Raw genomic sequence first — 23,972 nt, 5'->3', positions numbered from 1 at the left:
ATTTCTTTAGGCGGCCTTGTCGCAGCCGCAACCTTCGTGGGTGCACTTTGCGCCATCAGCGTGACCGGTGGCACAGGCATCGCAACAAAATGCCTTTCCCTCGGACATGACAGCCTGGTCAGTATCGACTTCGCAGTTGCAGTTTGGGCAAGCGCAGGTTTGTTGATCGGCCATGTCTGCTCTCCTTTGATGAAGTATGCATCCTCTAGCGTAGAAGATGCTTTCGCCTTTCGTAAAGAAGTGAGTAGAGAAGGAGTTCCGTAAATATCAAAAAAGCCCAACTTGTCGAAGTTGGGCTTTTCGTCATCCTTGACGGCGGGGCTTCCGTGCTACCTTCCTGGTATCCGAGGTGATGCTAGGCTGCTGCTTTCCATAGCAACAGCGGGTTCTTGGTTGCCGTCCTGGCAACTTTACGCTGTCCTTGCTCACAGGATTTACTATACCTGTATTATACGCAGGCTGTACAGTATTTATTGCAAAAAAGTCGATGTAGGCTGCTGAGCGCAGTGTAGCGTCAAAAGTTATACACGATTGGGGCCGTTGTAGATATTCATGTTCAACTCCTTTTCACTCTTTCCGACAAGGGTCGTCACCATCAAATCGCCGGCCACATTGACGCTGGTGCGCGCCATATCGAGGATGCGGTCGATGCCGGCAATCACGGCGATGGCTTCCAGCGGCAGCCCTACCTGAGCCAGCACGATAGAGAGCATGATCAAGCCAGCGCCAGGAACCCCGGCGGTGCCGATCGACGCCAGGGTACCGGTGACGATGATCATGCCGTAATCCATCAGCGAGAGATCGACGCCGACCAGCTGGGCGATGAATAGGGCAACCACACCCTGGTAGATAGCGGTGCCATCCATGTTGATGGTGGCACCCACTGGCAGCACGAAGCCCGATACCCCTTCGGACACGCCAAGGTTCTTCTGCGCACAACGTAAGGATACCGGCAAGGTGCCTGAGGAAGATGCCGACGAATAGGCGACCACCAGCGCATCGAGAATGCCGCTTAAATATCGCAGCGGGTTCAAGCGCCCCAGCAGTGCCAGCAGCCCGGAGTAGACCAGCAGCACATGCAGCACACTGGCTAGATAAGCCACGCCGATTACCTTGGCCAGCGGCAACAGCACGTCGAGCCCGTAGCTACCCGAGACATAGGCAATCAGGCCGAACACACCGAAGGGCGCAAAGGCCATGACGATCTCGGTAAGCTTGTACATGGCTTCGGCAAAACTCTCGAACAAACGTACCACCGGCTCGCCTTTTTCACCGATCAGAGTCAAGGAAATTCCCAAACCGATGGCGAACACGATGATCTGTAGAATGTTGCCGTTGGCCAAGGCATCGATGGGATTCTGAGGCACCAGATCGACGAGTATTTGCACCAGCGACGGCGCCTCTTCCGCCTGGACCGGTTTGTCGAAATTCAGATCCAACCCCGCGCCCGGCTGAAAGATGGTCGAGGCCAGCAAGCCTATGCTGATGGCGAAGGCGGTGGTGATCAGATAAAGCACAATAGTGCGCAGGCCGATGCGCCCCATCTTCTGTGGGTCACGCATGGCAGTAATACCGACAACCAGAGTCGAGAATACAAGGGGCACGATCAGCATCTTGATGGCGCTGATGAAGATATCGCCGATGGGTTTGAAGACGCTGGCGTCTTCGCCCATGAGCGCCCCGGCAAGCACCCCGAGTGCCAGGCCGACAAGAATCTTCTGCCATAAAGGAATACGCCGCCATAGATTGCGTCGCGAGGTTACGCTATCTGCCATGTAGGTTATCTCCGTGGAATGCCATGAAGGGAAGGGGAATATATTGAACCGCGGCGATTCTACAGAAAAAGTCACTTGTCTTCGCTAAAATGCGAGAACGTTATCGATGTAGTGTTTAGCCCGTGCAATAGGGCTGTGTCGACTGTGCTTATGAGGACAATGATGGCTTTACTAATGCATCTGCGGCCTGTTTCAGCGCATCGAAACGCGGCCCCGCGATACCGATGAACACCAAACGATTCTCAATGGGGGGGCGTAACGCCGGCTGCCAATATAGTTGGCCACCGCTGTACTGTAGTAACTCGACACCCACTCCGTCGTTGACAAGCATGAACCCCTTGGCACGCAAGAGTACATCGCGATAGCTATCAAGCAGTGTATTAAGTTTATTCTTATCGATGCTGGCGCTACCGGTAACGCTGAAAGAGTGCCAGTTAGCGTGAGGATGAGAAGAGAAGTTGCCGTGGGCGGTTCTGGGTTGTGAGGCTGAAGAGTGGGCCTCCAGTGATGACGAAGAGGCTAATGGTGCGTACTCGATAAAGGCTTCAGGATTGATATGTTTTAGTAGCTCAAACACCGCTGGCTTGTCGCTGGCGGTCAGACGATTGATATATACCCTGTTGGCTGACGCTACCTGAATACGCCAGGTGTCGCCGATCAGTGAGTCCTGGGCATGGTGTGGTGCCTGGGAGCCATCGACGATGCACACCACCTCGTCAAGACGTAACCGAGGTGATAGCTTGGCAATATCGGCGATACGAGCGGGGTTGGCCACACCGCTGGCTTCGATGATGATCGCTGCTGGTGTAGAGCGGATGCGAAGGGCGGCGGCTAGTTGTTCCGCCAATGTACCGCCCAGAGTGCAGCATACACAGCCATTGCTGAGCTGCATGATGTTGTCGTCACGGTACTCGACCAGTTCCGCATCGATGTTGATATCGCCAAAGTCATTGACGACGAGCAAGGCATTGGCAGGCAGGCCACGTTTGATCAGATTGTTGAGGTAGGTCGTCTTGCCCGCCCCAAGAAAGCCCCCGATGACCGTCAGAGGAATTTGCTCAGCTTCATTCGTTGACATGCACCTGACCTCCCAGTACCGTCGCCTTCACTGCGGTATCCTTTAATTGGTCTGGGTCGCAGGTCAGCGGGTCTTCTTCAAGTACCACCATGTCGGCAAACTTGCCGATTTCAAGGCTGCCGACCAGATGATCCATGCGCAGCGTATAGGCGGCGCCAAGGGTGATCGCTTCCAAGGCCTGAGCAACCGAAAGGTTTTCGTGCTCGCCGAGTTGGATGCCGGAGGCACTCTTGCGCATCACTGCGCACCAGGCCGTGAATAATGGTCCGAGCGGGGTGACCGGGGCATCACTATGAATGGCCAACGGGATGTTCAGGCGTCGTGTAGAGGCCAGCGGCTCAAGACGCTGGCAGCGCTCGAAGCCCAGGGTGCGCTTGAGGTGAATGTCGCCCCAGTAATAAAGGTGATTGGCGAAGATATTCAAGCAAACGCCGAGGCGCGCGGCGCGTCTGAGCTGCGCATGATCCATGATCTGACAATGCTGCAGCGTATGACGATGATCGGCGCGTGGCCACATCTCTTGGGCTTCCTCAATGGCGTCGAGCATCAGGTCTACTGCTTCGTCGCCATTGCAATGGATGTGCAGCTGCGCACCAGCCTGATGGTAGCTGTGCACCATCTCCTTCAGCTGTTGTGGTGGCGCGTTCCAGATGCCGTTGGGACTACCATCGTGATAATAAGGCCACTTGAGTCGTGCCGTATATCCTTGAATCGAGCCATCGGTCATCAGTTTGACTGGCCCGAAATGAAGCTTGTCGTGGCCAATGCCCTGGCAGGCGCGCAGCCTTTCGATACCTTCTTGAGGAGACCAGCTCAGCGCCGCCATGGCCGGTACCAGGCGTACCGGATAGCTGGGCTGCGTTGTGGCGCTTTCAAGTGCTGCCACTCCTTCGTTGGATAATGGATTGTACAGATCCGTGATAGTCGTCACGCCGCTTCGTCTAGCGATCCTTGCGTAGCGCTGTAATGTTTCCACCGAGGCCACCAGGTCGAAAACGCTAAAGCCCAGGGTATCGAATACCACATGCATGGCGGCCATTTCCTGCAACTCGCCGTCGGGCTTGCCATCCGTGCCGAGGCGAATGCCTTCGACATCCTTTACCTGGTCGATCTTGGCCAGCTTGAGCATGGCGGTATTGACCGTCATGACGTGAAGATTCGCATGGAACACCACCACCGGACGATCGGGAACGGCGGCATCCAGGGCGTATCGATCCAAACGCTCTTCTGGGAAGTAAACCGGATCGAATCCCCAGGCAATAACCGATGTTTCGGCTTCTATACTTGCAGCATAATCGCTCAGTCGAGCCTGCATGTCGGGTACGCTGCGCAACCCTTCCCAGTGCTTGCCCTCCGGGTCTGTTCGACCGAAGTAGCCTAGGTAGCCATAGTTCCACAGCGCACCTTCCAGCGCGTGGCTATGCCCTTCCACGAAGCCGGGTAAGATGACATCGTTTTCGAACCGATTGTCGTAGTCAGCACCCTCGAAATCCTTCATCGACTCCTGTGTGCCCACGGCCAGAATGCGTCCGTCCCGTATAGCAATGTAAGTGGCTTCCGGCTGGGAAGGATTCATGGTGATGATACGTTTGGCAGAGTAGATAGTCGTCATTGTTGTGTTCGCTTCCACAGAGTCAGGAATTGACTAGCGCGGCAGGCTTGTCGCCGGGATGGAGTCTCGAGTGAGCCGTAGGAAGATCTTCCCAGTAGACGGCCTTGACGCTTTCGTCGGCGGCATGCTTGGTAATGAAACTCACGCCAGCCAGCACCATTAAAGATATAAAGAATCCTGGGAAAACAGGGTCGATATCGGTGCCAAGGAATGGCCAAGCTATCGTGACAATGGCTGCCAGACCCATACTTAGAAGACAAGCAATCCCTGTAGCGCGTCGCCAGAACATCACCGCTAGAAAAGGAATCACCAGGGTGGTAGTGGTTAATCGAAGGGCCCATTGATACATGCTGACAATATCAGTCATGAAATATGCCACCATCACTGCGAGCAAGGAGATCAGTACGACGCTGAGCCGAGCGGCAAACATCTTCTGCTTTTCGTTCGCCGCAGGATTGATCAGGCGATGATAGAAATCCTGAGCGAGGTTGGAGCTGCCCTGCAGGATGAAAGAGTCGGCGCCCGTCATCAGTGCTGATAGCAGGCCGACAATCACGATACCTCCAATAGCTGGATGCAAGAGCTCCACCGTGACATAGGAAAAAATCAAATCGGCCCGCATGTCCAAAGGCACGAATTGCCGTGCAATGACCCCTATCATGTAGGGTAGTAAGGAAATCGCCAATACAACTCCAAATCCGGTCAAGCCGGCTTTGATTGCTATGGCTTCGGTACGTGAGGCAAAGATACGTTGCCATGTTGATTGCCACACCAAGTAAAAAGGAGCTACCGTCAGGGCGAAGACAAGGATTTCGCTCAAACCTCCTTTACCTAAAGGAGACAAGTATTCCGCAGGTGTGCTGGCTATAATTTCGCTGAAGCCACCGCCAAAGGCTACGGCTGCAATTGCCAGTATGATTATTCCTGCAATAACTACGATGCTTTGTATCGCATCGGTGACAATAGTAGCCACCAGTCCACCAAGTATGGTGAAGCCCAGGATAAGCGCGAAGGAAAGCGCAATGCCGTAATTGATGGGAACGTCGAAGACGATGTTGAAAATAGTGCTCATGCCGACGATCTGTAACGCGGTAGTAGGAACGGAATACACGAAAGCAGAGAATATAGAAGGAAGTATTCCCGCTTTTTCTCCAAAGCGCTCGCTAAATAGATCGGCCAATGTATAAAGCCGTTGCCGTCTTAGTGGTTTGCTAAAGAAGAATACGAGCAGCATGCTCACGATTATACCGGGAAGCGCAAACTTGAAATATCCTGACATGCCAACGCTAAACCCCATGCCAACCCAGCCAATAAAGACGGCGGCACCGCACCACGTACTTATTAGTGTACCGCTAATGCTCCAGAACCCCATGTTCCAGCCGGCAATTAGATAATCATCAAATGTTTTTACTTTGGTGAAGTAATAAATTGCTATGGCGAACATGAGGATGAAATAAATTAGCGTATAAGTTGTATACCAGGCCATAAGTTGTTTCTCCGCTTGATGTTTTTGTATGCTGGCGCAATTACAGTTCGGTAAAGCGCTTTTATTTTATGTGCGCTTTTGACGAACATCATTTTCAATACTTTGGTTTGCTATGAATGTTAAGCACATCTCCAGCTATTGCGCGAGTTCGAGCAAGGCATGCAGCAGCACATTGGCACCCGCCGCGAGATCCCTCGGCTCGGCACTCTCGGCTTCGTTGTGACTGAGCCCTCCGGCACAAGGAACGAATATCATGCTGGTGGGCGCTACTCGGGCTACGTGACAGGCATCGTGACCTGCGCCGGAGAGCATGCGTCTATGAGGTAGCTCCAACTCGCGGACGGCCCCGGTGACGGCCTCGACACAGCGTTCATCGAAGTGGACGGGAGGCGTGTTCATGATCCGGTGAACCTCAACGTCCGTGCCTTCCTGGTGCGACGCCATGCTGGCGGCTTCATGAAGCTGGGTTTCCATGATATCGAGCGTGTCGATGGCGGCATGGCGCATATCGACGGTAAGCGCCACTTCACCGGGGATCGTATTGTGGGAGTTGGGCAGGCAGTCGATACGCCCCACGGTCGCGACCGCAGATGGTGCCTGTCGTTCCGCGATGTCTTTAACCGCCTTGATCATGTGGGCAGCGCTGACCAAGGCATCGCGGCGACCGGTCATGGGAGTCGATCCTGTATGTGCATCCTGGCCATGAAACGTCACTCGGTACCAGCGGGAACCTTGCACTCCAGTGACTACGCCAATGGTTTCCGCCTGCCGCTCGAGAATCGGTCCCTGCTCGATATGCGCTTCGATAAAGGCGCCGAGCCGGTGGTCACCGCAAGGTAACGACCCTGCATAGCCAATAGCGTCGAGTGCCTCGCCAAGTGTGATGCCATCGGCGTCCTCTCGGCCTAGTCCATAATCGAGATCGTAGGTCCCGCCGAATACGCCCGAGGAGATCATGGGCGGGGCAAAGCGCGAGCCCTCTTCGTTGGTCCAGACACAGATTTCCAGCGGAGCGGCGGTTTCGATGTTTTGATCGTTCAGCGTCTCGAAGGTTTCCACTCCGGCGAGCACGCCATAAACGCCGTCGAACTTCCCACCGTGGGGCTGGGTATCGAGATGGCTGCCGCAGGCGATCGGTAAACGCTGCGAGTCGCGGCCGGGCCGCTGTGCGAAGATATTGCCCATGCGGTCGATACGAATCTCACAGCCAAGCTCGCGGCACCAGTCAATGAACAGGTCGCGACCTTGGCGATCTTCCTCGGTAAGCGCGACCCGGCAACTGCCGCCTGCGGGGGTGGCGCCAATCTCCGCCATTGTCATTAGTCGCCGCCAAAGCCGATCTTGATTGATTCTAAGTTCTTCGGCCATAGTGCTTCTCTTCTCAGTTGTTAGTGAAAGTGCGGTAAAGAAACCGCCATCACTTACCAAGGTAGTGAAGCCTCTATGGTTCGTATAATATCAATATTTGATGTTTTGATACCTTCAGGGTATCAGTGGTGAGGCATTTACAGCCCCATATTCGCTATTTCATCGCGATAGCGGAAGAGTTGCACTTTCGCCGGGCTGCGGAGCGTCTGCATGTCGCGCAACCGGTGCTCAGCCGTGCAATACGTCAACTCGAGGATCAGCTGGGTGTGATCTTGCTGCAGCGCAGCCGACGGAATGTCAGTTTGACTGCTGCGGGAAGTGTATTTCTCGAGGAGTGTTATCTCGCGCGGGAGGCAATGAAGCGCGCCGAGCAGCGCGCCATCAAGGCGAACAAAGGCGAGTCCGGGCGACTGATCGTGGGGTATACGGATTTCGCGATCAATGGCGTCTTACCTTCGATACTGGCTACTTTTCATAGCCACCTGGCCGAAGTGAGTATCGATCTTGTGCGTTGCGATTCTCATGAGCAGCTCGAGGCGATCGAAGGCGGGCGGCTCGATGTGGGATTTTTAACCGGCCCTGTCAGCGGCGCAGGGCTGAGGCAAGTTACCGTGCACGAAGCTCCTTATATGGCGGTTTTACCTTACCATCACCCGCTGGCTGATTTAGAAAGTGTGCCCCTAAAGGCTCTTTCGGAAGAAGTTTTCGTATTGGGCAATATGCATACGTGGCGACATTTTGTCTCTCAGATCAAAGCATTGTGTTTCGAGGCTGGATTCATTCCGAGAGTGGTTAAAGAAGCGCCAAACAGTGACAGCATATTTGGCTTGGTCGCCGCACAAATGGGAGTGACCATCTATCCTGACTGCGATCTTAACCATAACCGGCGGGACATTATCCTGCGGCCTCTTGCAGATACCGAGGCCAAGTTGATTACGGAGATGGTGTGGTCATCTAGCAGTACAAACCCTGTAGTGGCTCGGTTTGTTGATGTGGTTACTCGTACTCGGACAAATAGGGTTCCTAGATGTCGTCAGGAAAGGGGGCAGTAGTAAGACAGATCGGAGCAATAGGTCTGGAAACCCCTGAAGGTAGATTGGGCAATCAACCTTCAGGGGGAGGCTACTGGCTCAAGAGAGCGAGCTCAAGCGATCCTTGATAAACGTTGGGTCGCTTCTAATCCTCGTCCTCCTTTGGAGAACCCGGAACGGATTCGAAGGCTCGCTTATCGTCGGGCAGGCGCACGATGTCTCCGAGGTTGAGTTTGCCGTGTTGCTTGATTCGTTCCCCTTTGGCATCGATCAGGGCGGCAACCTCGCCGATACTGACGCCATCCTTGTAGGCCTCGACTTTGATGCGCACGTTCATGCCTTGATAGCGTCCCGAAACGACGGTGCCGGGATGCGGCTCGCCGTAGTCATTGGGGTCCTTGGTATAGTGTGCCGTAACGCTATCGGCGCCGGGGTCGTCCCAGTCAATATGTGTATGCATGCATCCTCTCCTTGTGGATTCTCGTACATGCCAAGCTTAGCCGGACGAGGCCGCTTTATGAAAGCCCATAGCGCTACGCCTAACTATTTCCATGGATTCAAGAATCAGGTGCTTGCCCGGAAAGCTCCATGATCATGCGGGTCGCGAGATAGAGTCTGGGTACGATGCTGTCGAGTACGATGAACTCATCAGCACTGTGGTAACGCCCGCCTACCAGGCCCAGGGACTCAAGCACTGCCGGTGTATCGCTATCCGGGGTATAGGCATAGGCGGCATCGGTTCCCCCGCCGATCTCGATGGCATTGAGATCGCGATCCAGTTCGGAATAAATCGCTTGTGCCTGTTCTGCCAGCGCCTGGGTCTGGGGGTTGTCAGGCATCGGAGGACGACCCTTGTCGATGCGGAAGTTCACCTTTGTATCTTCTATGAGCTTGTTTTGAATGATCTTGTTGGCCTCGTTCATCACTCGTTCATATTCGCCGGCATCGAAATAGCGCATATCGCCTTCGGCGTGGGCCTGCTCGGGAATGATGTTGCGCTTGGCGCCACCGTCGACGATGGTCCAGTTGAGGGTGGTCTCCTTGTCGGCGTTGCCTAGTTCATCGAGTTGCAGAAGCTGGTGCGCGAGCTCCATGATCGCGTTCCGCCCTTGCTCCGGCGCGCTACCCGCGTGGGAGGCGCGGCCTTCGACGTCGAGAAAGACATAGTTGATGCCCTTGGTCACTACGGTAACCGCATCGACATCGTCTTCACCCAGCGCCGGCTCGAATACCAGCACGGCGTCCTGATCCTTGGCGAGTTGTTGAATTGCATCTCGAGAGCCAAGAGAGCCTTTTTCTTCGTCTGGATTGAAGACCACGGTCAGGGTGCCGTACTTCTTGAAATCGAGTTCTTCGAGTATCGCGAGAGCGTGCAGAATCACCGCGACGCCTCCCTTTGCGTCCCCAATGCCCGGGCCGTAGCCACGGCCATCCTCGGTACGAAAGGGTCGTTCTTCTACCTCGCCTTCATCGAACACGGTGTCGTAGTGGATCATCAGCATGAGGTTCTGATCCCCATTACCGTTCAGGGTGCCGATCAGCGTCTTGCCGCCGAACTTTGGCGCCGGGCGGGTTTCGATCTCGGCGCCAAGACGTTCGAGGCGTTGCTCGAGTATACCGGCGACTTTATTGAGACCTTCCACGTAACCGGTGCCGGAATCGATATTGACCAGCGTTTCCAGGGTCTCGAGCAGCGGTTGCTCCTGCTCTTGGGCGGCTTCGAGGACCTTTTGCTGAGAGGCGGCTAAAGTTGGGAATGGGGTAAGGAAGGTGGTGCAGGTAAGGCTTACGGCTAGCAGGAAAGGCTTCATTGTTTTCTCTCTGTCGTAGATTGTTCTCCTGATCCAAGCCTAGGGGGAAAGCATGAAAACGCAAATCCTGTCGGTTTCACGCTGATCTGCGATGAGTCTTATCCAGTTACTCCCTCGGACGCAATGGCGCTCGTTTTAATGTTGAGACAAAGCGATGCCGTGGGCAGGAAGACTTTCGTATTTTGTGTATTTTTTGCTATGAATTTTCGTTTCCGAATATAAAAGAAGAGTATTTTCTCATTTCTACACTTTTCCTGTTGAATTGTTCGAAAATAGATACTAATTTTCATAATCGAACTTTGGCGGCTTTTCAGGGTTATCGTCAACCGCTAAACGCTAATTTGAGCAGGAATGCTTCGTTTGCGAGGGAGCGAGCCGCAGGCTTCGTTGCACAGCGCCTTGCTGGGTTCGGCACAGCGAAAAATGCTTCATAAATTCATACACAACTACAAGTGAAAGGAGAAGCTCATGACACCTTTTCTAGGTGAGCTCTTCGGCACGATGATTCTCATCATCTTCGGTGGTGGCGTCGTGGCCGGCGTGGTGCTCAAACGTTCGAAAGCCGAGGCGAGCGGCTGGATTGTCATCACCTTTGGCTGGGGCTTGGGTGTAGCAATGGCCATCTACGCGGTGGGTGACATCAGCGGCGCGCACATCAATCCCGCGGTCACCGTCGGCCTTGCGGTCATCGGTGAATTCTCCTGGGCATTGGTTCCCGCCTATATCTCGGGCCAGATGATCGGCGCCTTCATCGGCGCAGTGGTAGTGTGGCTGCATTACTACCCGCACTGGCAGGTCACCGAGGACAAGGACGCCAAGTTGGCGGTTTTCTGTACCGATCCCGCCATTCCCCATACGCCTTCTAACCTGATGAGTGAAATCATCGGTACCTTCGTGCTCGTGCTGAGCGTGCTGGCCATCGGCGCCAACGAGTTCACCGAAGGCCTCAACCCGCTAATCATCGGGCTGCTGGTACTCGCTATCGGTCTATCCCTGGGCGGGACCACCGGCTACGCCATCAATCCAGCCCGGGATCTGGGGCCTCGCTTGGCGCACTTTCTGCTCCCAGTGGCCGGTAAGGGTGGTTCGAACTGGAAGTACGCCTGGATTCCGGTCGTAGGGCCCTTGATCGGCGGAGCCAGCGGCGGACTCTTCTATCAGCATGTGTTCGTCGACGGCAGTGCGCTTGGCATGGCGATCGCCCTGATCGCGATCCTGGCCTGCTTGTCCACGGATTTCATCGCCGAAAGATGGTGGTCCAAGCGCCATGCATTGCCGCCGAAAGGCAACCCGGCTCCCGCGCCCAAACGGGATTGATGAAGCAGTATCGAGATAGCAACAAGACGTCATCATCGACAATCTCTCAGGAGACATCCCATGAAAAAACAATACATCATGTCATTCGATCAGGGCACTACCAGCTGCCGCGCCATTCTCTTCGATCACGACGCCCGCATCGTCGGTGTCGCCCAGAAGGAATTTACCCAGCATTACCCGCAGCCGGGCTGGGTGGAGCACGACGCGATGGAAATCTGGGGCAGCCAGATGGGGGTGGCCCGGGAGGTGCTGGAGACTCAGGGGGTGCTCCCTTCGGAAATCGCCGCCATCGGCATCACCAATCAGCGCGAGACTGCGGTGGTCTGGGATCGGCATACCGGTCGGCCCATCTGCAATGCCATTGTTTGGCAGGATCGGCGCACCGCCGCGCTATGCGATGACCTCAAGGCGCGAGGGCTGGAAGACTATATTCGCGAGAATACCGGCCTGGTGGCGGATTCCTATTTCTCTGGCACCAAGATCCGCTGGATTCTGGATAACGTCGCAGGTGCCCAGGCGCGGGCGGAAAAGGGCGATCTGCTGTTCGGTACCATGGATACTTGGGTGCTGTGGAATCTCACCCGGGGCGAATGCCACATGACTGACTACAGCAACGCCTCGCGTACTCTGCTGTTCAATATCCACCGTTTGCAATGGGACGAACGCATGCTCGAGGAGCTGAACATTCCCGCCAGCATGCTGCCCGAGGTGCGGCCTTCCAGCGAGGTCTACGGCACGACCGGGGCGGAAATGTTCGGCGGCGCCCGGGTGCCCATCGCTGGTATCGCCGGGGATCAGCAGGCGGCGCTGTTCGGACAGGCGTGTTTCGAGAAGGGCATGGTCAAGAACACCTACGGCACCGGCTGTTTTCTGCTGATGAATACCGGCGATGAGCCGGTGACGTCAAAATCCGGCCTGCTCACTACCATCGCCTGGGGAGTGGAGGGCAAGGTGGAGTACGCCCTGGAAGGCGCCATTTTCATCGCCGGGGCGGCGGTGCAGTGGCTGCGGGACGAGATGAAGTTGATCGATTCCGCGGAGGACTCGGAATACTACGCCGGCAAGGTGAAGGATACCGGCGGTGTCTACGTAGTGCCGGCTTTTGCCGGGCTGGGCGCGCCTTATTGGGACATGTATGCCCGAGGTGCGATCTTCGGGCTGACCCGGGGCACCCGCAAGGAGCACATCACTCGAGCCACTCTGGATTCGCTGGCCTATCAGACCCGAGATGTCATCGATGCCATGCAGGTGGACTCCGATATCACGCTTAAATCCCTGCGGGTCGATGGGGGCGCCGTAGTCAACAACGTCATCATGCAGGCCCAGGCGGACATGCTGAACGTCAATGTGGAACGCCCGGTGATTACCGAATCCACCGCCTTGGGGGCCGCCTATCTAGCGGGCATCGCCGTAGATTTCTGGAGCAAGGCCGAGGTGGCGAACAAGGGCGAGATCGAGCATGTCTTCGAGCCCAAGATGGATGCGGAATGCCGCGAGCGCAACTACCGGGGCTGGAAGAAGGCGGTAAAGCGCACTATGGGCTGGGAGCGCGACGAGGAGGGGTAGCGCTCGGGCGAGGGTTCGAGTGAAACGCCCACGTCACCGTCCGGAAGGTGCCGGACGGCGCGACTCCTCAACTGACGGAATCTCATCATGCAACTGCGCAACAGCAATATCGAAAAACTGACCGACGACACTTTCGACGTGCTGATCATCGGTGGCGGCATCAACGGCGCCGCCGCCGCCGCCGCCCTGGCTGGCAAGGGCGTCAAGGTGGCGTTGATCGATCGAGGCGACTTCGCCAGCGGTACCAGCATGCATTCCTCCAACCTGGTCTGGGGGGGCATCAAATACATGGAAAGCTATGATTTCGCGCTGGTGCGAAAGCTCTGCAAGAGCCGTAACCATTTGATCAAGAGCTTTCCTTCCACGGTTCAGGAAATTCGCTTCCTGACCACCATCGCCAAGGGGTTTCGCTACCGACCCAGCTATCTCTGGTTCGGTACTTGGCTCTACTGGTTCATGGGCGACTGTTTCACGCGTATCCCACGCTTCCTTACCCCGAAATCTATCAGGGAGAGTGAGTCGATCATCAATACCCGGGAGACGGTCGGCGGTTTCGAGTATTCTGATGCCTATCTTCACGACAACGACGCGCGCTTCGTCTTCAACTTCGTGCGCACCGCGCTGAACCACGGCGCCGTGGCCGCCAACTATGTTGAATCCCTGGGCGCCCAGCGGGAAGGCGGCACCTGGATCGTCCAAGCACGCAACGTGGTGAGCGATGACACTTTCGATATCCGTGCCAAGGTCTTGATCAACGCCGCCGGCCCTTGGGTGGACGAGCACAACACCTTGAGCAAGCAGCAGACCCCCCACAGACACGCCTATTCCAAGGGCATTCACCTGATCGTGCCGCAGCTGACGGATCACCGGCGGGTGCTGGCCTTCTTCGACGATGAGGGGCGGCTGTTCTTCGTCATTCCCATGGGGCCGCGCACCTGTATCGGCACCACGGATACGCGCATGGAAAGCCCGGAGGTGCAGGTTACCGACGATGACGTCCAGTTCGTGCTGGACAATATCAACAAGCGTCTCACCCTGGATAAGCCGCTGAGCCGGGACGACATCATCGCGACTCGTTGCGGTGTTCGCTCTCTCGCGGTCAAGCCCAGCAGCGGCAAGAATCGCGATTTCTTGCAGCTGTCGCGCAAGCATGCCATCGATACCCACGAAGACGATGCACATATCAGTATCTTCGGCGGCAAGCTAACCGACTGCCTCAACGTGGGGGACGAGGTCGTCGAGGAGGTGAAGCGTCTGGGTGTGACGATTTCTCATCCGAACTATCGCTGGTACGGCGAGCCGCCGGCGCCGGTCAAGCGGGAATTCATGCACCAGGCGGAGCTGATGGATCTGGATGCCATGACCCCGGCGGAGTCCTCCGAGCCATTATCGATCCGCCTCTGGCGACGTTACGGCGCCGGCGCCTTGGCCATGCTCGAGAAGATTCGCGAGGATCCACGCCAAGGCGAACTGCTGATCGAGGGCACCGAGTACCTGCGCTGCGAGCTCGATCAGGCGCGCCACCGTGAGATGATCGTGCGTCTCGAGGATTTCCTGCGGCGTCGCTCGAAGATCTCCCTGGTGGTACGTGACGAGGAAATCCGCCAATCTCCCGGCTTGAGGGAAGCCTGTGAGATCCTGTTCGGCGACGAGGCCAAGGCGCGCTTCGATGAATATTTTGACAGGCACGATGATCGTAGACTGGAAATCCCCAGCCATGAGAGCGAGAACGACAGCGCACCTCATTTTGAAACCTTGAAATGGTAGCGAGCGCCGACAGTTACCGGCGGAACGCTTCGAGTCTTCAACGACCCATACCGGAGCAAGTGGGGCCTTGCCTCAGGCCCTGCAGATGGTAGGGCACCATGTTGATGCAGTGCGTGGCGAGGAGTCTAACCGACTGGAGGTGATAGAATGGCTATGTATAACAGCGTGATTAAAGCGCATTTCTGAATACGAGTACGTAAGAATCGAAGAGTTTTCATGAACCAGCAGCAGCGACATGAGAGTATCATTGAAGTGGTTGGCCGCCAGGGCTATGCCAGTATTGAGCAGTTGGCCGATCATTTCACGGTGACTCCGCAGACAATTCGTCGTGATCTCAATTATCTGGCAAGTAGGAATCGGATACGCCGCGTTCATGGCGGCGCCAGCCTCGAGTCCAGTACCGTCAATACCTCTTACACGACGCGTAAGAGTCTCAATCTCGACGCCAAGCATCGGATTGCCGTCACAGTGGCGAAGCACATCCCGGAAGATGCATCGCTGTTCATCAACATCGGCACTACCAATGAAGTGATCGCCAACGCGCTGCTAGAGCATCGCAGCCTGGAGGTCATCACCAACAACCTCAATGTGGCAGCCATCCTGCAGCACAAGGAGCACTTTAATCTGATAATCGCCGGCGGCCAGATCCGCGCCCGGGATGGCGGTATCATGGGCGAGGCCACGATCGATTTCATCAACCAGTTCAAGGTCGATTACGGCATCATCGGTATCAGTGGCATCGACGAAGACGGCTCGCTACTGGAGTTTGACTACCAGGAGGCGCGAGTCGCCCAGGCGATCATTCGCAATTCGCGACAAGTGTTTCTGGCCGCGGATTACTCCAAGTTCCAGCGCAACCCCGTCGTTCGACAAGGACATCTTTCGCAGATCAGTGCGCTGTTCACCGACCGTCAGCCGCCGGAGCGGATACGCCACCTGCTGAAGCAGCACGATGTCATGTTGCATCTGGTGTAACGTATTAGTACACACTCTCGGGATACAGTAGCTTGTCACTGGCCAAGCCTTTTGCACGTTAACGAAAGAACTAATGATGGACGGTGTTGCCGGCAAAGCCTCGTTGCCAATTCTTTCTGAATGTTAAAGCATCACCTTCTTACCGGTTGGACATAGTCCATGGGGACTTTGAACATAGGGTGGCTTCTTAAGTAGTACTAACTAAAAGCAAAGCTCCAGCGGTTACACCAGAGCTTTTTCAACGTTCTGGAACGGCCCTCAGGCCGTCTTATGGAGAATCGGAAAACACTGAGTATTAGAAGCGAAAGCTCAGGCCACCCATGACCACCAGCGGGTCGATTTCCACCTCGGTATCGTAGTCGGCGCCCCCGGCCGAGACAGTGGCATCACTGTCGATGTCCAGGTACCAGGCGGCGGCGTTGAGCGCCCAGTGCTCGCTGATCAATAGGTCAACGCCGAATTGCGCGGCGTAGCCCCAGGAGTTGTCCAGTTCGAGGTCGGCGCCGGGAAGATCGAGGGTTTCATCCGAGAAGCGAGTGTAGTTCACACCGGCACCGACGTACGGTTGTACCCGGGAATCGGTTCCGCCGAAGGGGTAATACTGCAGGGTCAGAGTCGGCGGTAGGTGCTTGGTCGAGGCAACGTTGGCTCCGTCCAGCTCGATCTCGTGCTCAAAGCGCTCAGCGGCCAGCAGCTCGACACCTAGCTGATCGAGGAAACGGTAGCCCAGGGTGAAGGCGAAGGCGCTATCGTCACCTACATCGATTTCGTTGATGCCAAGAGCACTCAAATCACCGTTGTCACTTTTCGGGGAGACCTTGGCGACACCGAAGCGTGTATAGAAGTCGTTTTGGCCATAGGCCATTACCGAGGAGGCGGCTGTCATGGAGGCCAGGAAAATGGCGCCGGTCAGAAGAGGGGTTACGCGCATGGGAAGACTCCTTGGTTGAATCCCAATAATCGCCCCTGATGGCGCATGGCACATCCAATACTGGGGCATGAGCGTAGCACGGTCATAACGCTACGAATTGGGAGTAGCGTAACCGATGCACAACGGCGCACATTGATTTATGTCATGTTTGATACAAGTAGATGCTCACGTGAAGTGATTTTCGTATGCACTTGAAATCACAATAAAAAGCCCACCAATGGAGGTGGGCAGGAAAGAGTAAGGCTTCTGCGAGCCGGTCATTCAATGCACGAGTGACGTGCAATCTAATCGTTATCGCCACTGGCCGTCAGCGAGTTGACCTGCAGACCCTCTTTCTGAAGCAGGGCAACTAATTGGTTTTGGTGTTCCGGACCGCGGGTTTCCATCTCGAGAATCACTTGTGTCATGCCGATAGGCACGTGGAGTTCGCCGCGGCGATGTTCCACATGACGGATGTTCATGCTGAGCTTGGCGACGGTATCGAGCAGATGGGCGAGATTGCCTGGCGTATCCTGGATGGTGACCGAAAGGCTTATCAGGCGCCCGCTGGAGGCGAGGCCATAGTCGATGGAGCGGCCCACCAGGCTCATATCCACGTTACCACCCGAGATCACACAGACGACCCGGTCTCGATCGCTGACATGAATCCTTCCACTCATCAAGGCAGCTAGGCCGATGACCCCAGCCCCTTCACCGATGGTATGAGTATGCTCGAGCAGGGTTACGATGGCCTCGGCGATGGCATTGTCACTGACGGTGACGATATCGTCTACGTAGCGGGCGATGACCTGGCGGGTCAGCTTGCCGGCACGCTTGACCTTGATGCCATCGGCGATGGTATGGGCATCGGGAGCGACTTCCTCGATGCTGCCATCCACTAAAAAGCGCCGCCAAGGTGCCACAGTGTCGGTTTGTACGCCGACGATACGAATGGCAGGATTTTGCAGTTTGAGCGCTAGCGCCACCCCGGACAGCAGGCCGCCACCCCCTAGGGGCACCACGGCAAGCGTCATGTCCGGCGCGTCCTCGAACATCTCGAGACCACAGCTGGCCTGGCCGGCGATCACATCCCAGTCGTCGTAGGGAGACAGGAAGGCCAAGTTGTCCCGTTGGGCAATTTCCAGGGCAAGCTCGGTAGATTGTTCCAGGTTGGTGCCATGCAAATGAACCTCGGCGCCCATCTTGCGACAGGCTTCTATCTTGGTTAAAGGCGCGTTGGTCGGCATGACCACAACGGCGCGAAGTCCTGCGAGGCCGGCGGCCCGGGCCACGCCCTGGGCATGATTGCCGGCGGAAGCGGCGATCACCCCATTGCCCTGAGCATCGGCAGCCAGCAACTGAGCAATCTTGTTGGTGGCGCCGCGTATTTTGAAAGAGCCTGCACGTTGCAGATTCTCGAATTTGAAGGCAAGCGGCGCGCCTAATGCAGCGGAAAGAACGTCGTTATGCCACTGAGCCGTATGAATCACCGCATCGCGAAGGCTTGCTCGAGTGGCGTGTAGATCCTGAAGCGAGAGAGGAAGTGATTCGATAGACATGGCAGGCCTTACTGGCTAATAGCAGGGTGGCAGTTGAGCTCGCGCATCCACTGCCCCGGACATCATGACGGCTATAGCATAACGCTTCTTGGGTAAGCGTGGGTTAACGCGGGAATTACCCATCAAAAAGCCCGCCGATGAAGGCGGGCCGGAAAACGCATGAACAAATACTAAATCAGTTCTTGTTGGCGCGCTTGCGTTCGTTTTCCTTGAGGTGCTTCTTGCGCAAGCGGATATGGTTCGGGGTGACCTCGACCAGCTCATCGTCATCGAGAAACTCGATGGCCTGCTCCAGCGAGAATCTTACCGGCGGCGTCAGCACGATGTTCTCGTCGTTGCCCGAGGCGCGCATGTTGTCGAGCTTCTTGCCCTTGGTGGGGTTGACCGTCATGTCGCTGGCGCGGTTGTTGATACCTATCAGCATACCCTCGTAGACCTCGGTGCCGTGATCGACGATCAGCTTGCCCCGCTCCTGCAGCGTAAACAATGCATAAGCCAGTGCCTTGCCATCGACCATCGACACCAATACGCCATTACGCCGTTCGATGGAAGCATCGGGCTTGAGCGGCCCATAATGATCGAAGCGGCTGGTGAGAATGCCGGTACCGGAGGTCAGGGTCAGGAACTGGCCCCGGAAACCGATCAGGCCTCGTGCCGGGATGATGAAGTCCAAACGCACCCGGCCCTTGCCATCCGGGTTCATGTTGGTCATCTCGCCCTTGCGATAGCCGAGCTCCTCCATGATGGCGCCCTGATGCTGCTCTTCGCAGTCGATGATGACCTCTTCGTAGGGCTCTTGCTTGACGCCGTCGACTTCCCGAATGATGACCTCCGGACGGCCCACGGCCAGCTCGTAGCCTTCACGACGCATGGTCTCGATCAGCACCGATAGGTGCAGTTCACCCCGGCCGGAGACCTTGAACTTCTCCGGAGAGTCACCCTGCTCGACGCGCAACGCGACATTGTGTATCAGCTCCTGGTCAAGACGGTCCTTGATATTGCGGCTGGTGACGTACTTGCCATCGCGGCCGGCAAAGGGTGAATCGTTGACCTGAAAGGTCATGGAAACCGTGGGTTCGTCGATGGTCAGTGCCGGCAAGGCTTCAGGAGCGGCCGGATCGCACAAGGTATCGGAAATCGCCAGATCGTCGATGCCGGTGATGCAGATGATGTCGCCGGCGTCGGCTTGATCGGTCTGCACACGCTCAAGCCCCATGTGCGTCATTACCTGGCCGATCTTGCCCTTGCGGGTATCGCCGTGGCGCGAGATCACACTGACCTGCTGACCGGGACGTACATTGCCGCGCTTGATACGGCCCAGGCCTATGACGCCCACGTAGCTGTTGTAGTCGAGTGCCGAGATCTGCATCTGAAAGGTGCCGTCACGCTCGACCTTGGGCGGTTCGACGATATCGACGATGGACTGGAACATCGGCGTCATATCATCGGCCAGTTCCTCGGGGTCCGGGCCGGCAATGCCGTTCAATGCGGAGCAGTAGATGATCGGGAAGTCGAGCTGTTCATCGCTTGCCCCCAGGTTGTCGAACAGATCGAAGATCTGATCGATGACCCAGTCCGGACGGGCCCCCGGGCGGTCGATCTTGTTGACTACCACGATAGGCTTCAAGCCTTGATCGAAGGCTTTCTGTGTGACGAAGCGTGTCTGGGGCATGGGACCGTCGACCGCATCGACCAGCAGCAGCACAGAGTCGACCATCGACATGACGCGTTCGACTTCGCCGCCGAAATCCGCGTGCCCGGGGGTGTCGACGATATTGATATGATAGATTTGTTCGTCGGGTGCCTGCCAGCGGATCGCCGTGTTCTTCGCCAGGATGGTGATACCGCGTTCCTTCTCCTGGTCGTTGGAGTCCATGACGCGCTCCTGGCCTTCGGCCTTGCGATCCAGGGTACCGGACTGACTCAAGAGTTTGTCGACCAGAGTGGTCTTGCCGTGGTCGACGTGAGCAATGATGGCAATGTTGCGAAGTTTCTCGATCACGACGGGATCCTGCTGGGGGAAATAGGGGGCGCATTATAGTGGCTAGTGGTGCCCGGCGGCTACCTTATCCCGCGGATTTTGCCGGCTGGCGCCGGTTTCACGTTCTGTCGACGCGCTTTTCGATGGCCTTGGCCCCTTTTTTCAGAACCGCTGGGGCGTAGCCTATAAAAAGCCTAGTAGATGATCGAAGAGACGCCCTGGGCTCTGAGCCAGCGTTTGGTTGACGTTAATGCGCGGAAGCGCCAGCGGATTGCTGCGCTGTGTCAGCCAGCCTTCTGTATCGAACACCGCTGAGGTTACGCCTGCGCGCTGTAGCATTCGCCGGCTATGCAAGGAGGGGGGCTCGCCGGTGAAGGCGATAGTCGGTAGCGGGTCACGGCAAAGCGTGGCCAGCATTCTGCGAGAACGGCGCAACTGTTGGTAGAGCCCGCCGTCATCCTGCTCGGTATAACGAAATCCGCCGGCGCCGAAGCGGAACAACCCGCTACTCTCCAGGCGTCGCGCGCTAAAGGGGTCGATCGGTTGCAGTGAATGATCGAGAATGCCCAGCAGATGGTCACTTACCTGGCACAAGCGCTTTGAATCGGTATCGGCAAGTTGCAGGAAGTAGTGCAGCAGTGCGCGGCTATAGGCATGATTTGGATGACTGGGGGGTTTGGGTGGTAGTGGCAGTCCCGCGTCTCCCATGGTGTCTCGAACCCGCCTGAAGGAGTGTCTTTGCCATAGTGCATCGCCAATCAGCTTGCGCCACAGCCCCGTATCCTGTGTCGGTGCCGACGTGATGAAGATACTTGCGGGGATAGCGTAATGATCGAGTAAGCCGGTCGCATTTTCGATATCATGGCGCCAGGGGGTGTCGAAGGTCAGGCTTATGCTGGGATGTTGCTCGGCGTGAGGCGTAAGCGCGGTGGAAAGGTTGACCATACCTGCGACACCGTTGAGCGTAATAAGCAAGTTTTCGAAACTCGATGGCCCAAGGCTCCAGGGCGCGCAATGGGGTAAGCGTGCCTCGGTCTCGCTTGCAAGTACTTGAGGCAAATGCAATAACACGCGCTGCCCGCGACCCGGCTCCAACAGTGTGCGTCGCCAATGACCGCGCAGGCGCTGCGCCAGATCCTGAGCCAACCCGAGAGCATTCATTGGCGCAACTCGCTGCTGGTTGCTTGACTGACTTCAGGTGCCCGGTGCATCACCCGGGCGTTACAAGCAGCTAGACGCAGTAGAAGATCGCTTTCGATGCCTTGTTCCCGCTCGACGTCGAAGCCGCCTACGCGCTCGAACCATTGGCGTTTGACGCTTAGGGCGAGGGTGTCGCTGCCGGAGCTCAAAAAACGCGTCAGCCAGGGAAGCTTCGTGGTGCTGATCATTGTCAAGGCCACGGCATCCCAGGCGCGCTCGAACATGGCGCGCTCCGCCCAGGCCAGCCAGCCCGCGGGTAGCTCCACCAAAGGATCGATGAATACCAGGGTGCTGGCCTGGGTCCGGTTGGCACAAGCGTTGTAACGCTGTCCTCGAGTATCGGCACAGCGCTCTACCAATTGTGCATTATGACGGTCGGCCAATATGGCGTGGCGCGTTCGAACCTTGTCAACGAGTACGATGATATCCACTGGACTGTTGATCGTATTGACTGCGTGCGTAACAGCTTCCAAACACCTGTCCAGGCGTGAGTGGCCACGTTGAGAGTCGATGATGATGCAAAAATAATTCATTGTCAGGGTGACCCAACTCTGTTGGCTGGTCGTTTGCCGCGTCAGCGACTTGAATTTTTGAGTCACGCAATAAATGTCATGCAGTCACTCATGTCAGCGATTACTAGACGCCAGTTTTTATGTAATAAATAGTATCTTTTGTTTTCATAGCGTATCAATGTATTGACCGGCTGATTTCAACATGGTTAGCGCATGGTTTTTTCACGCTTAATCGGTTGAGTTGATTAATCATTATCGAGCCCGTTGCGGCCAAATCACGTAAGGCACCAGAATGGGGCGAGAAAACAAGACATGCACTCGGATGGTGCGCGTATTGTTTTCCAAAGCGCACAGCGTGGCGTACAACGCCATGATGAGTTGTTGATTTTTTCGATGAGTTAAAATTATTTTCAGTGAAATCAGGTGACTGTTTAAAGGGAAAGTTTTGCTAGGTATATTTGGCCCATCTTTTGCTATTAACTGATGGAAAGAGTCTGTCGTGGGCAATCAATAGCGCGGCATGCTAAAACGATGCGATTTTTACCGATTCGAATTTAATGTTCACCTTGTGGAGAAAACCATGTCAGAAAAGACTCTCGCCCTGATGGAAGAGCACAGCATTCGCTGGGTCGATCTGCGCTTTACCGATACACGGGGTAAAGAGCAGCATGTCACCATTCCCGCCAGTGCCGTCGATGACGAATTTTTCGAAAATGGCCAGATGTTCGATGGTTCTTCTATTTCTGGTTGGAAGGGAATCAATGAATCCGACATGATCCTGCGCCCGGAAGATGGCTCGGGCTTTCTCGACCCGTTCACTGAAGATGCCACCCTGATACTGCGCTGCGATATCATTGAGCCCGCCACCATGCAGGGGTATGAGCGCGATCCTCGTTCCATCGCTAAGCGCGCCGAAGCGTATCTTGCCAGTACCGGACTGGGCGATACCGCCTTCTTCGGCCCGGAGCCGGAGTTCTTCATCTTTGACGAGGTGCACTGGAAAAACGATATTCAAGGATCGATGTTTCGCATTTCCTCGGAAGAGGGGGCCTGGGCCACGGACTCCACTAGCGTCGAGGGCGGCAACCTCGGCCATCGACCCCGGGTCAAGGGCGGCTACTTTCCGGTTCCACCGGTAGACTCCCATCACGACATCCGCAGTGCCATGTGTAACACCCTGGAGGCGATTGGCCAGTCCGTGGAGGTGCATCACCACGAGGTGGCCAATGCCGGCCAGAACGAGATCGGCGTAAAGTTCAATACGCTGGTCAAGAAGGCCGATGAAGTTCAGGAGATGAAGTACGTCATTCATAACGTGGCCCACGCCTACGGCAAGACGGCCACCTTCATGCCCAAGCCGCTGGTGGGCGACAACGGCTCCGGCATGCACATCCATCAGTCCTTCTGGAAGGATGGCGAGAACATGTTCGCCGGTGACGAGTACGCCGGACTCTCCGAGATGGCGCTTTACTACATCGGGGGCGTCATCAAGCACGCTCGGGCCCTGAACGCCTTTACCAATCCGGCGACCAACTCCTACAAGCGTCTGGTGCCAGGCTTCGAGGCGCCGGTAATGCTGGCCTATTCGGCGCGCAATCGCAGCGCCTCGATTCGTATTCCCTATACCGCCAGCCCCAAGGGCAAGCGGGTAGAGACACGCTTCCCGGATCCGGTCGCCAACCCTTATCTCTCGTTTGCGGCGCTGTTGATGGCGGGTCTAGACGGTATCAAGAACAAGATCCATCCCGGCGATGCCATGGACAAGAATCTCTACGATCTGCCGCCGGAAGAGGGCAAGTCCGTACCCACCGTGGCGACGAGTCTTGAGCAGGCCCTTGAGTGTCTGGACCAGGACCGTGCCTTTCTTACCGAAGGCGGAGTGTTCACCGATGACATGATCGATGCCTACATCGAGGTGATCGGTGAGGACGTGCAGCGTCTGCGCATGGCCACGCACCCGCTCGAGTTCGACATGTACTACAGCTGCTGATGACAGCCGCGTGATAAAGCTGCTTGTTACAGAT

19 protein-coding genes are annotated in these 23,972 nt (G+C 56.2%); 6 read left to right on the top strand and 13 right to left on the bottom strand.

The annotated features are described in order from the left end of the window. Positions 1-6: 6 nt before the first annotated feature. The 6 genes from H7850_RS17365 to H7850_RS17340 form a co-directional block, all read right to left on the bottom strand. Positions 7-174: a metallothionein gene (locus tag H7850_RS17365; RefSeq protein ID WP_227370749.1), complete on the bottom strand. Its 168-nt coding sequence runs from the start codon at positions 172-174 to the stop codon at positions 7-9. A 347-nt stretch (positions 175-521) separates the two neighbouring features. Continuing rightward, complete coding sequence (locus H7850_RS17360; RefSeq protein WP_227370748.1) at positions 522-1,775, bottom strand: dicarboxylate/amino acid:cation symporter; 1,254 nt, start codon at positions 1,773-1,775, stop codon at positions 522-524. 148 nt (positions 1,776-1,923) lie between these two features. Next, positions 1,924-2,853, bottom strand: a complete 930-nt coding sequence (locus tag H7850_RS17355; protein ID WP_227370747.1) for a CobW family GTP-binding protein — start codon at positions 2,851-2,853, stop codon at positions 1,924-1,926. Further along, on the bottom strand, positions 2,840-4,465 hold the full coding sequence (locus H7850_RS17350; RefSeq protein WP_227370746.1) for an amidohydrolase: 1,626 nt from the start codon (positions 4,463-4,465) through the stop codon (positions 2,840-2,842). The genes H7850_RS17355 and H7850_RS17350 overlap by 14 nt, the downstream gene beginning before the upstream one ends. Positions 4,466-4,487: 22 nt before the next feature. Continuing rightward, positions 4,488-5,951: a sodium:solute symporter family protein gene (locus tag H7850_RS17345; protein WP_227370745.1), complete on the bottom strand. Its 1,464-nt coding sequence runs from the start codon at positions 5,949-5,951 to the stop codon at positions 4,488-4,490. A 135-nt stretch (positions 5,952-6,086) separates the two neighbouring features. Then, on the bottom strand, positions 6,087-7,319 hold the full coding sequence (locus H7850_RS17340; protein WP_227370744.1) for a Zn-dependent hydrolase: 1,233 nt from the start codon (positions 7,317-7,319) through the stop codon (positions 6,087-6,089). A gap of 128 nt (positions 7,320-7,447) precedes the next feature. Here H7850_RS17340 and H7850_RS17335 point away from each other — a divergent pair, with 128 nt between their 5' ends. After that, on the top strand, positions 7,448-8,371 hold the full coding sequence (locus H7850_RS17335) for a LysR substrate-binding domain-containing protein (protein ID WP_227370743.1): 924 nt from the start codon (positions 7,448-7,450) through the stop codon (positions 8,369-8,371). 124 nt (positions 8,372-8,495) lie between these two features. Here H7850_RS17335 and H7850_RS17330 read toward each other — a convergent pair whose 3' ends face one another. Then, positions 8,496-8,810 (bottom strand): hypothetical protein, encoded by a 315-nt coding sequence (locus H7850_RS17330; RefSeq protein WP_227370742.1) that lies wholly within the window; start codon positions 8,808-8,810, stop codon positions 8,496-8,498. A 97-nt stretch (positions 8,811-8,907) separates the two neighbouring features. After that, entirely contained in the window at positions 8,908-10,161 is a 1,254-nt protein-coding gene (locus H7850_RS17325) for a glutamate carboxypeptidase (RefSeq protein ID WP_227370741.1), read from the bottom strand. A gap of 468 nt (positions 10,162-10,629) precedes the next feature. Between H7850_RS17325 and H7850_RS17320 the strand changes: the two genes are divergently transcribed. The 4 genes from H7850_RS17320 to H7850_RS17305 all read left to right on the top strand — a co-directional run bounded on the left by H7850_RS17320 (position 10,630) and on the right by H7850_RS17305 (position 15,786). Further along, positions 10,630-11,478 carry an MIP/aquaporin family protein gene (locus tag H7850_RS17320; protein WP_227370740.1) on the top strand — a complete coding sequence of 283 codons (849 nt, stop codon included), beginning with the start codon at positions 10,630-10,632 and terminating at the stop codon, positions 11,476-11,478. A 60-nt stretch (positions 11,479-11,538) separates the two neighbouring features. Next, positions 11,539-13,044, top strand: a complete 1,506-nt coding sequence (gene glpK / locus H7850_RS17315) for a glycerol kinase GlpK (protein ID WP_227370739.1) — start codon at positions 11,539-11,541, stop codon at positions 13,042-13,044. 87 nt (positions 13,045-13,131) lie between these two features. Further along, on the top strand, positions 13,132-14,811 hold the full coding sequence (locus H7850_RS17310; protein WP_227370738.1) for a glycerol-3-phosphate dehydrogenase/oxidase: 1,680 nt from the start codon (positions 13,132-13,134) through the stop codon (positions 14,809-14,811). Between the two features lie 216 nt (positions 14,812-15,027). Continuing rightward, positions 15,028-15,786 (top strand): DeoR/GlpR family transcriptional regulator, encoded by a 759-nt coding sequence (locus H7850_RS17305; RefSeq protein ID WP_227370737.1) that lies wholly within the window; start codon positions 15,028-15,030, stop codon positions 15,784-15,786. Between the two features lie 295 nt (positions 15,787-16,081). On the opposite strand, the gene H7850_RS17300 is transcribed toward H7850_RS17305, so the two are convergent. From H7850_RS17300 to H7850_RS17280, 5 genes are all read right to left on the bottom strand, one after another. Next, positions 16,082-16,717: an OmpW/AlkL family protein gene (locus tag H7850_RS17300; protein WP_227370736.1), complete on the bottom strand. Its 636-nt coding sequence runs from the start codon at positions 16,715-16,717 to the stop codon at positions 16,082-16,084. 284 nt (positions 16,718-17,001) lie between these two features. Next, positions 17,002-18,255: a threonine ammonia-lyase gene (gene ilvA / locus H7850_RS17295; RefSeq protein WP_227370735.1), complete on the bottom strand. Its 1,254-nt coding sequence runs from the start codon at positions 18,253-18,255 to the stop codon at positions 17,002-17,004. A 175-nt stretch (positions 18,256-18,430) separates the two neighbouring features. Beyond that, positions 18,431-20,257 carry a translational GTPase TypA gene (typA, locus tag H7850_RS17290; RefSeq protein ID WP_227370734.1) on the bottom strand — a complete coding sequence of 609 codons (1,827 nt, stop codon included), beginning with the start codon at positions 20,255-20,257 and terminating at the stop codon, positions 18,431-18,433. 162 nt (positions 20,258-20,419) lie between these two features. Then, entirely contained in the window at positions 20,420-21,397 is a 978-nt protein-coding gene (locus tag H7850_RS17285) for a polysaccharide deacetylase family protein (protein WP_227370733.1), read from the bottom strand. Continuing rightward, a complete protein-coding gene (locus H7850_RS17280; protein ID WP_227370732.1) occupies positions 21,394-21,909 on the bottom strand; it encodes a hypothetical protein in 516 nt (171 codons plus the stop codon). Before H7850_RS17280 ends, H7850_RS17285 begins: the two co-directional genes overlap by 4 nt. Before the next feature lie 619 nt (positions 21,910-22,528). Between H7850_RS17280 and glnA the strand changes: the two genes are divergently transcribed. Beyond that, entirely contained in the window at positions 22,529-23,938 is a 1,410-nt protein-coding gene (gene glnA, locus H7850_RS17275; protein WP_227370731.1) for a glutamate--ammonia ligase, read from the top strand. The last annotated feature ends 34 nt before the right edge of the window (positions 23,939-23,972 follow it).

The sequence above is a fragment of the Halomonas sp. M20 genome (assembly GCF_020622265.1).
In the GTDB taxonomy this organism is placed as follows: Bacteria; Pseudomonadota; Gammaproteobacteria; order Pseudomonadales; family Halomonadaceae; genus Modicisalibacter.
Note: the sequence above shows the minus strand (reverse complement) of the source record. Positions and strands in the feature narration are given on the sequence as shown.

Bases quoted from the DNA above. Each gene is read 5' to 3' on its own strand.
- H7850_RS17325 (WP_227370741.1), bottom strand. From the start codon at position 10,161: ATGAAGCCTTTCCTGCTAGCCGTAAGCCTTACCTGCACCACCTTCCTT.
- H7850_RS17365 (WP_227370749.1), bottom strand. From the start codon at position 174: ATGGCCGATCAACAAACCTGCGCTTGCCCAAACTGCAACTGCGAAGTC.
- H7850_RS17310 (WP_227370738.1), top strand. From the start codon at position 13,132: ATGCAACTGCGCAACAGCAATATCGAAAAACTGACCGACGACACTTTC.
- H7850_RS17340 (WP_227370744.1), bottom strand. From the start codon at position 7,319: ATGGCCGAAGAACTTAGAATCAATCAAGATCGGCTTTGGCGGCGACTA.
- H7850_RS17345 (WP_227370745.1), bottom strand. From the start codon at position 5,951: ATGGCCTGGTATACAACTTATACGCTAATTTATTTCATCCTCATGTTC.
- H7850_RS17330 (WP_227370742.1), bottom strand. From the start codon at position 8,810: ATGCATACACATATTGACTGGGACGACCCCGGCGCCGATAGCGTTACG.
- H7850_RS17350 (WP_227370746.1), bottom strand. From the start codon at position 4,465: ATGACGACTATCTACTCTGCCAAACGTATCATCACCATGAATCCTTCC.
- H7850_RS17360 (WP_227370748.1), bottom strand. From the start codon at position 1,775: ATGGCAGATAGCGTAACCTCGCGACGCAATCTATGGCGGCGTATTCCT.
- H7850_RS17320 (WP_227370740.1), top strand. From the start codon at position 10,630: ATGACACCTTTTCTAGGTGAGCTCTTCGGCACGATGATTCTCATCATC.
- H7850_RS17300 (WP_227370736.1), bottom strand. From the start codon at position 16,717: ATGCGCGTAACCCCTCTTCTGACCGGCGCCATTTTCCTGGCCTCCATG.
- ilvA (WP_227370735.1), bottom strand. From the start codon at position 18,255: ATGTCTATCGAATCACTTCCTCTCTCGCTTCAGGATCTACACGCCACT.
- H7850_RS17285 (WP_227370733.1), bottom strand. From the start codon at position 21,397: ATGAATGCTCTCGGGTTGGCTCAGGATCTGGCGCAGCGCCTGCGCGGT.
- H7850_RS17305 (WP_227370737.1), top strand. From the start codon at position 15,028: ATGAACCAGCAGCAGCGACATGAGAGTATCATTGAAGTGGTTGGCCGC.
- H7850_RS17355 (WP_227370747.1), bottom strand. From the start codon at position 2,853: ATGTCAACGAATGAAGCTGAGCAAATTCCTCTGACGGTCATCGGGGGC.
- glpK (WP_227370739.1), top strand. From the start codon at position 11,539: ATGAAAAAACAATACATCATGTCATTCGATCAGGGCACTACCAGCTGC.
- glnA (WP_227370731.1), top strand. From the start codon at position 22,529: ATGTCAGAAAAGACTCTCGCCCTGATGGAAGAGCACAGCATTCGCTGG.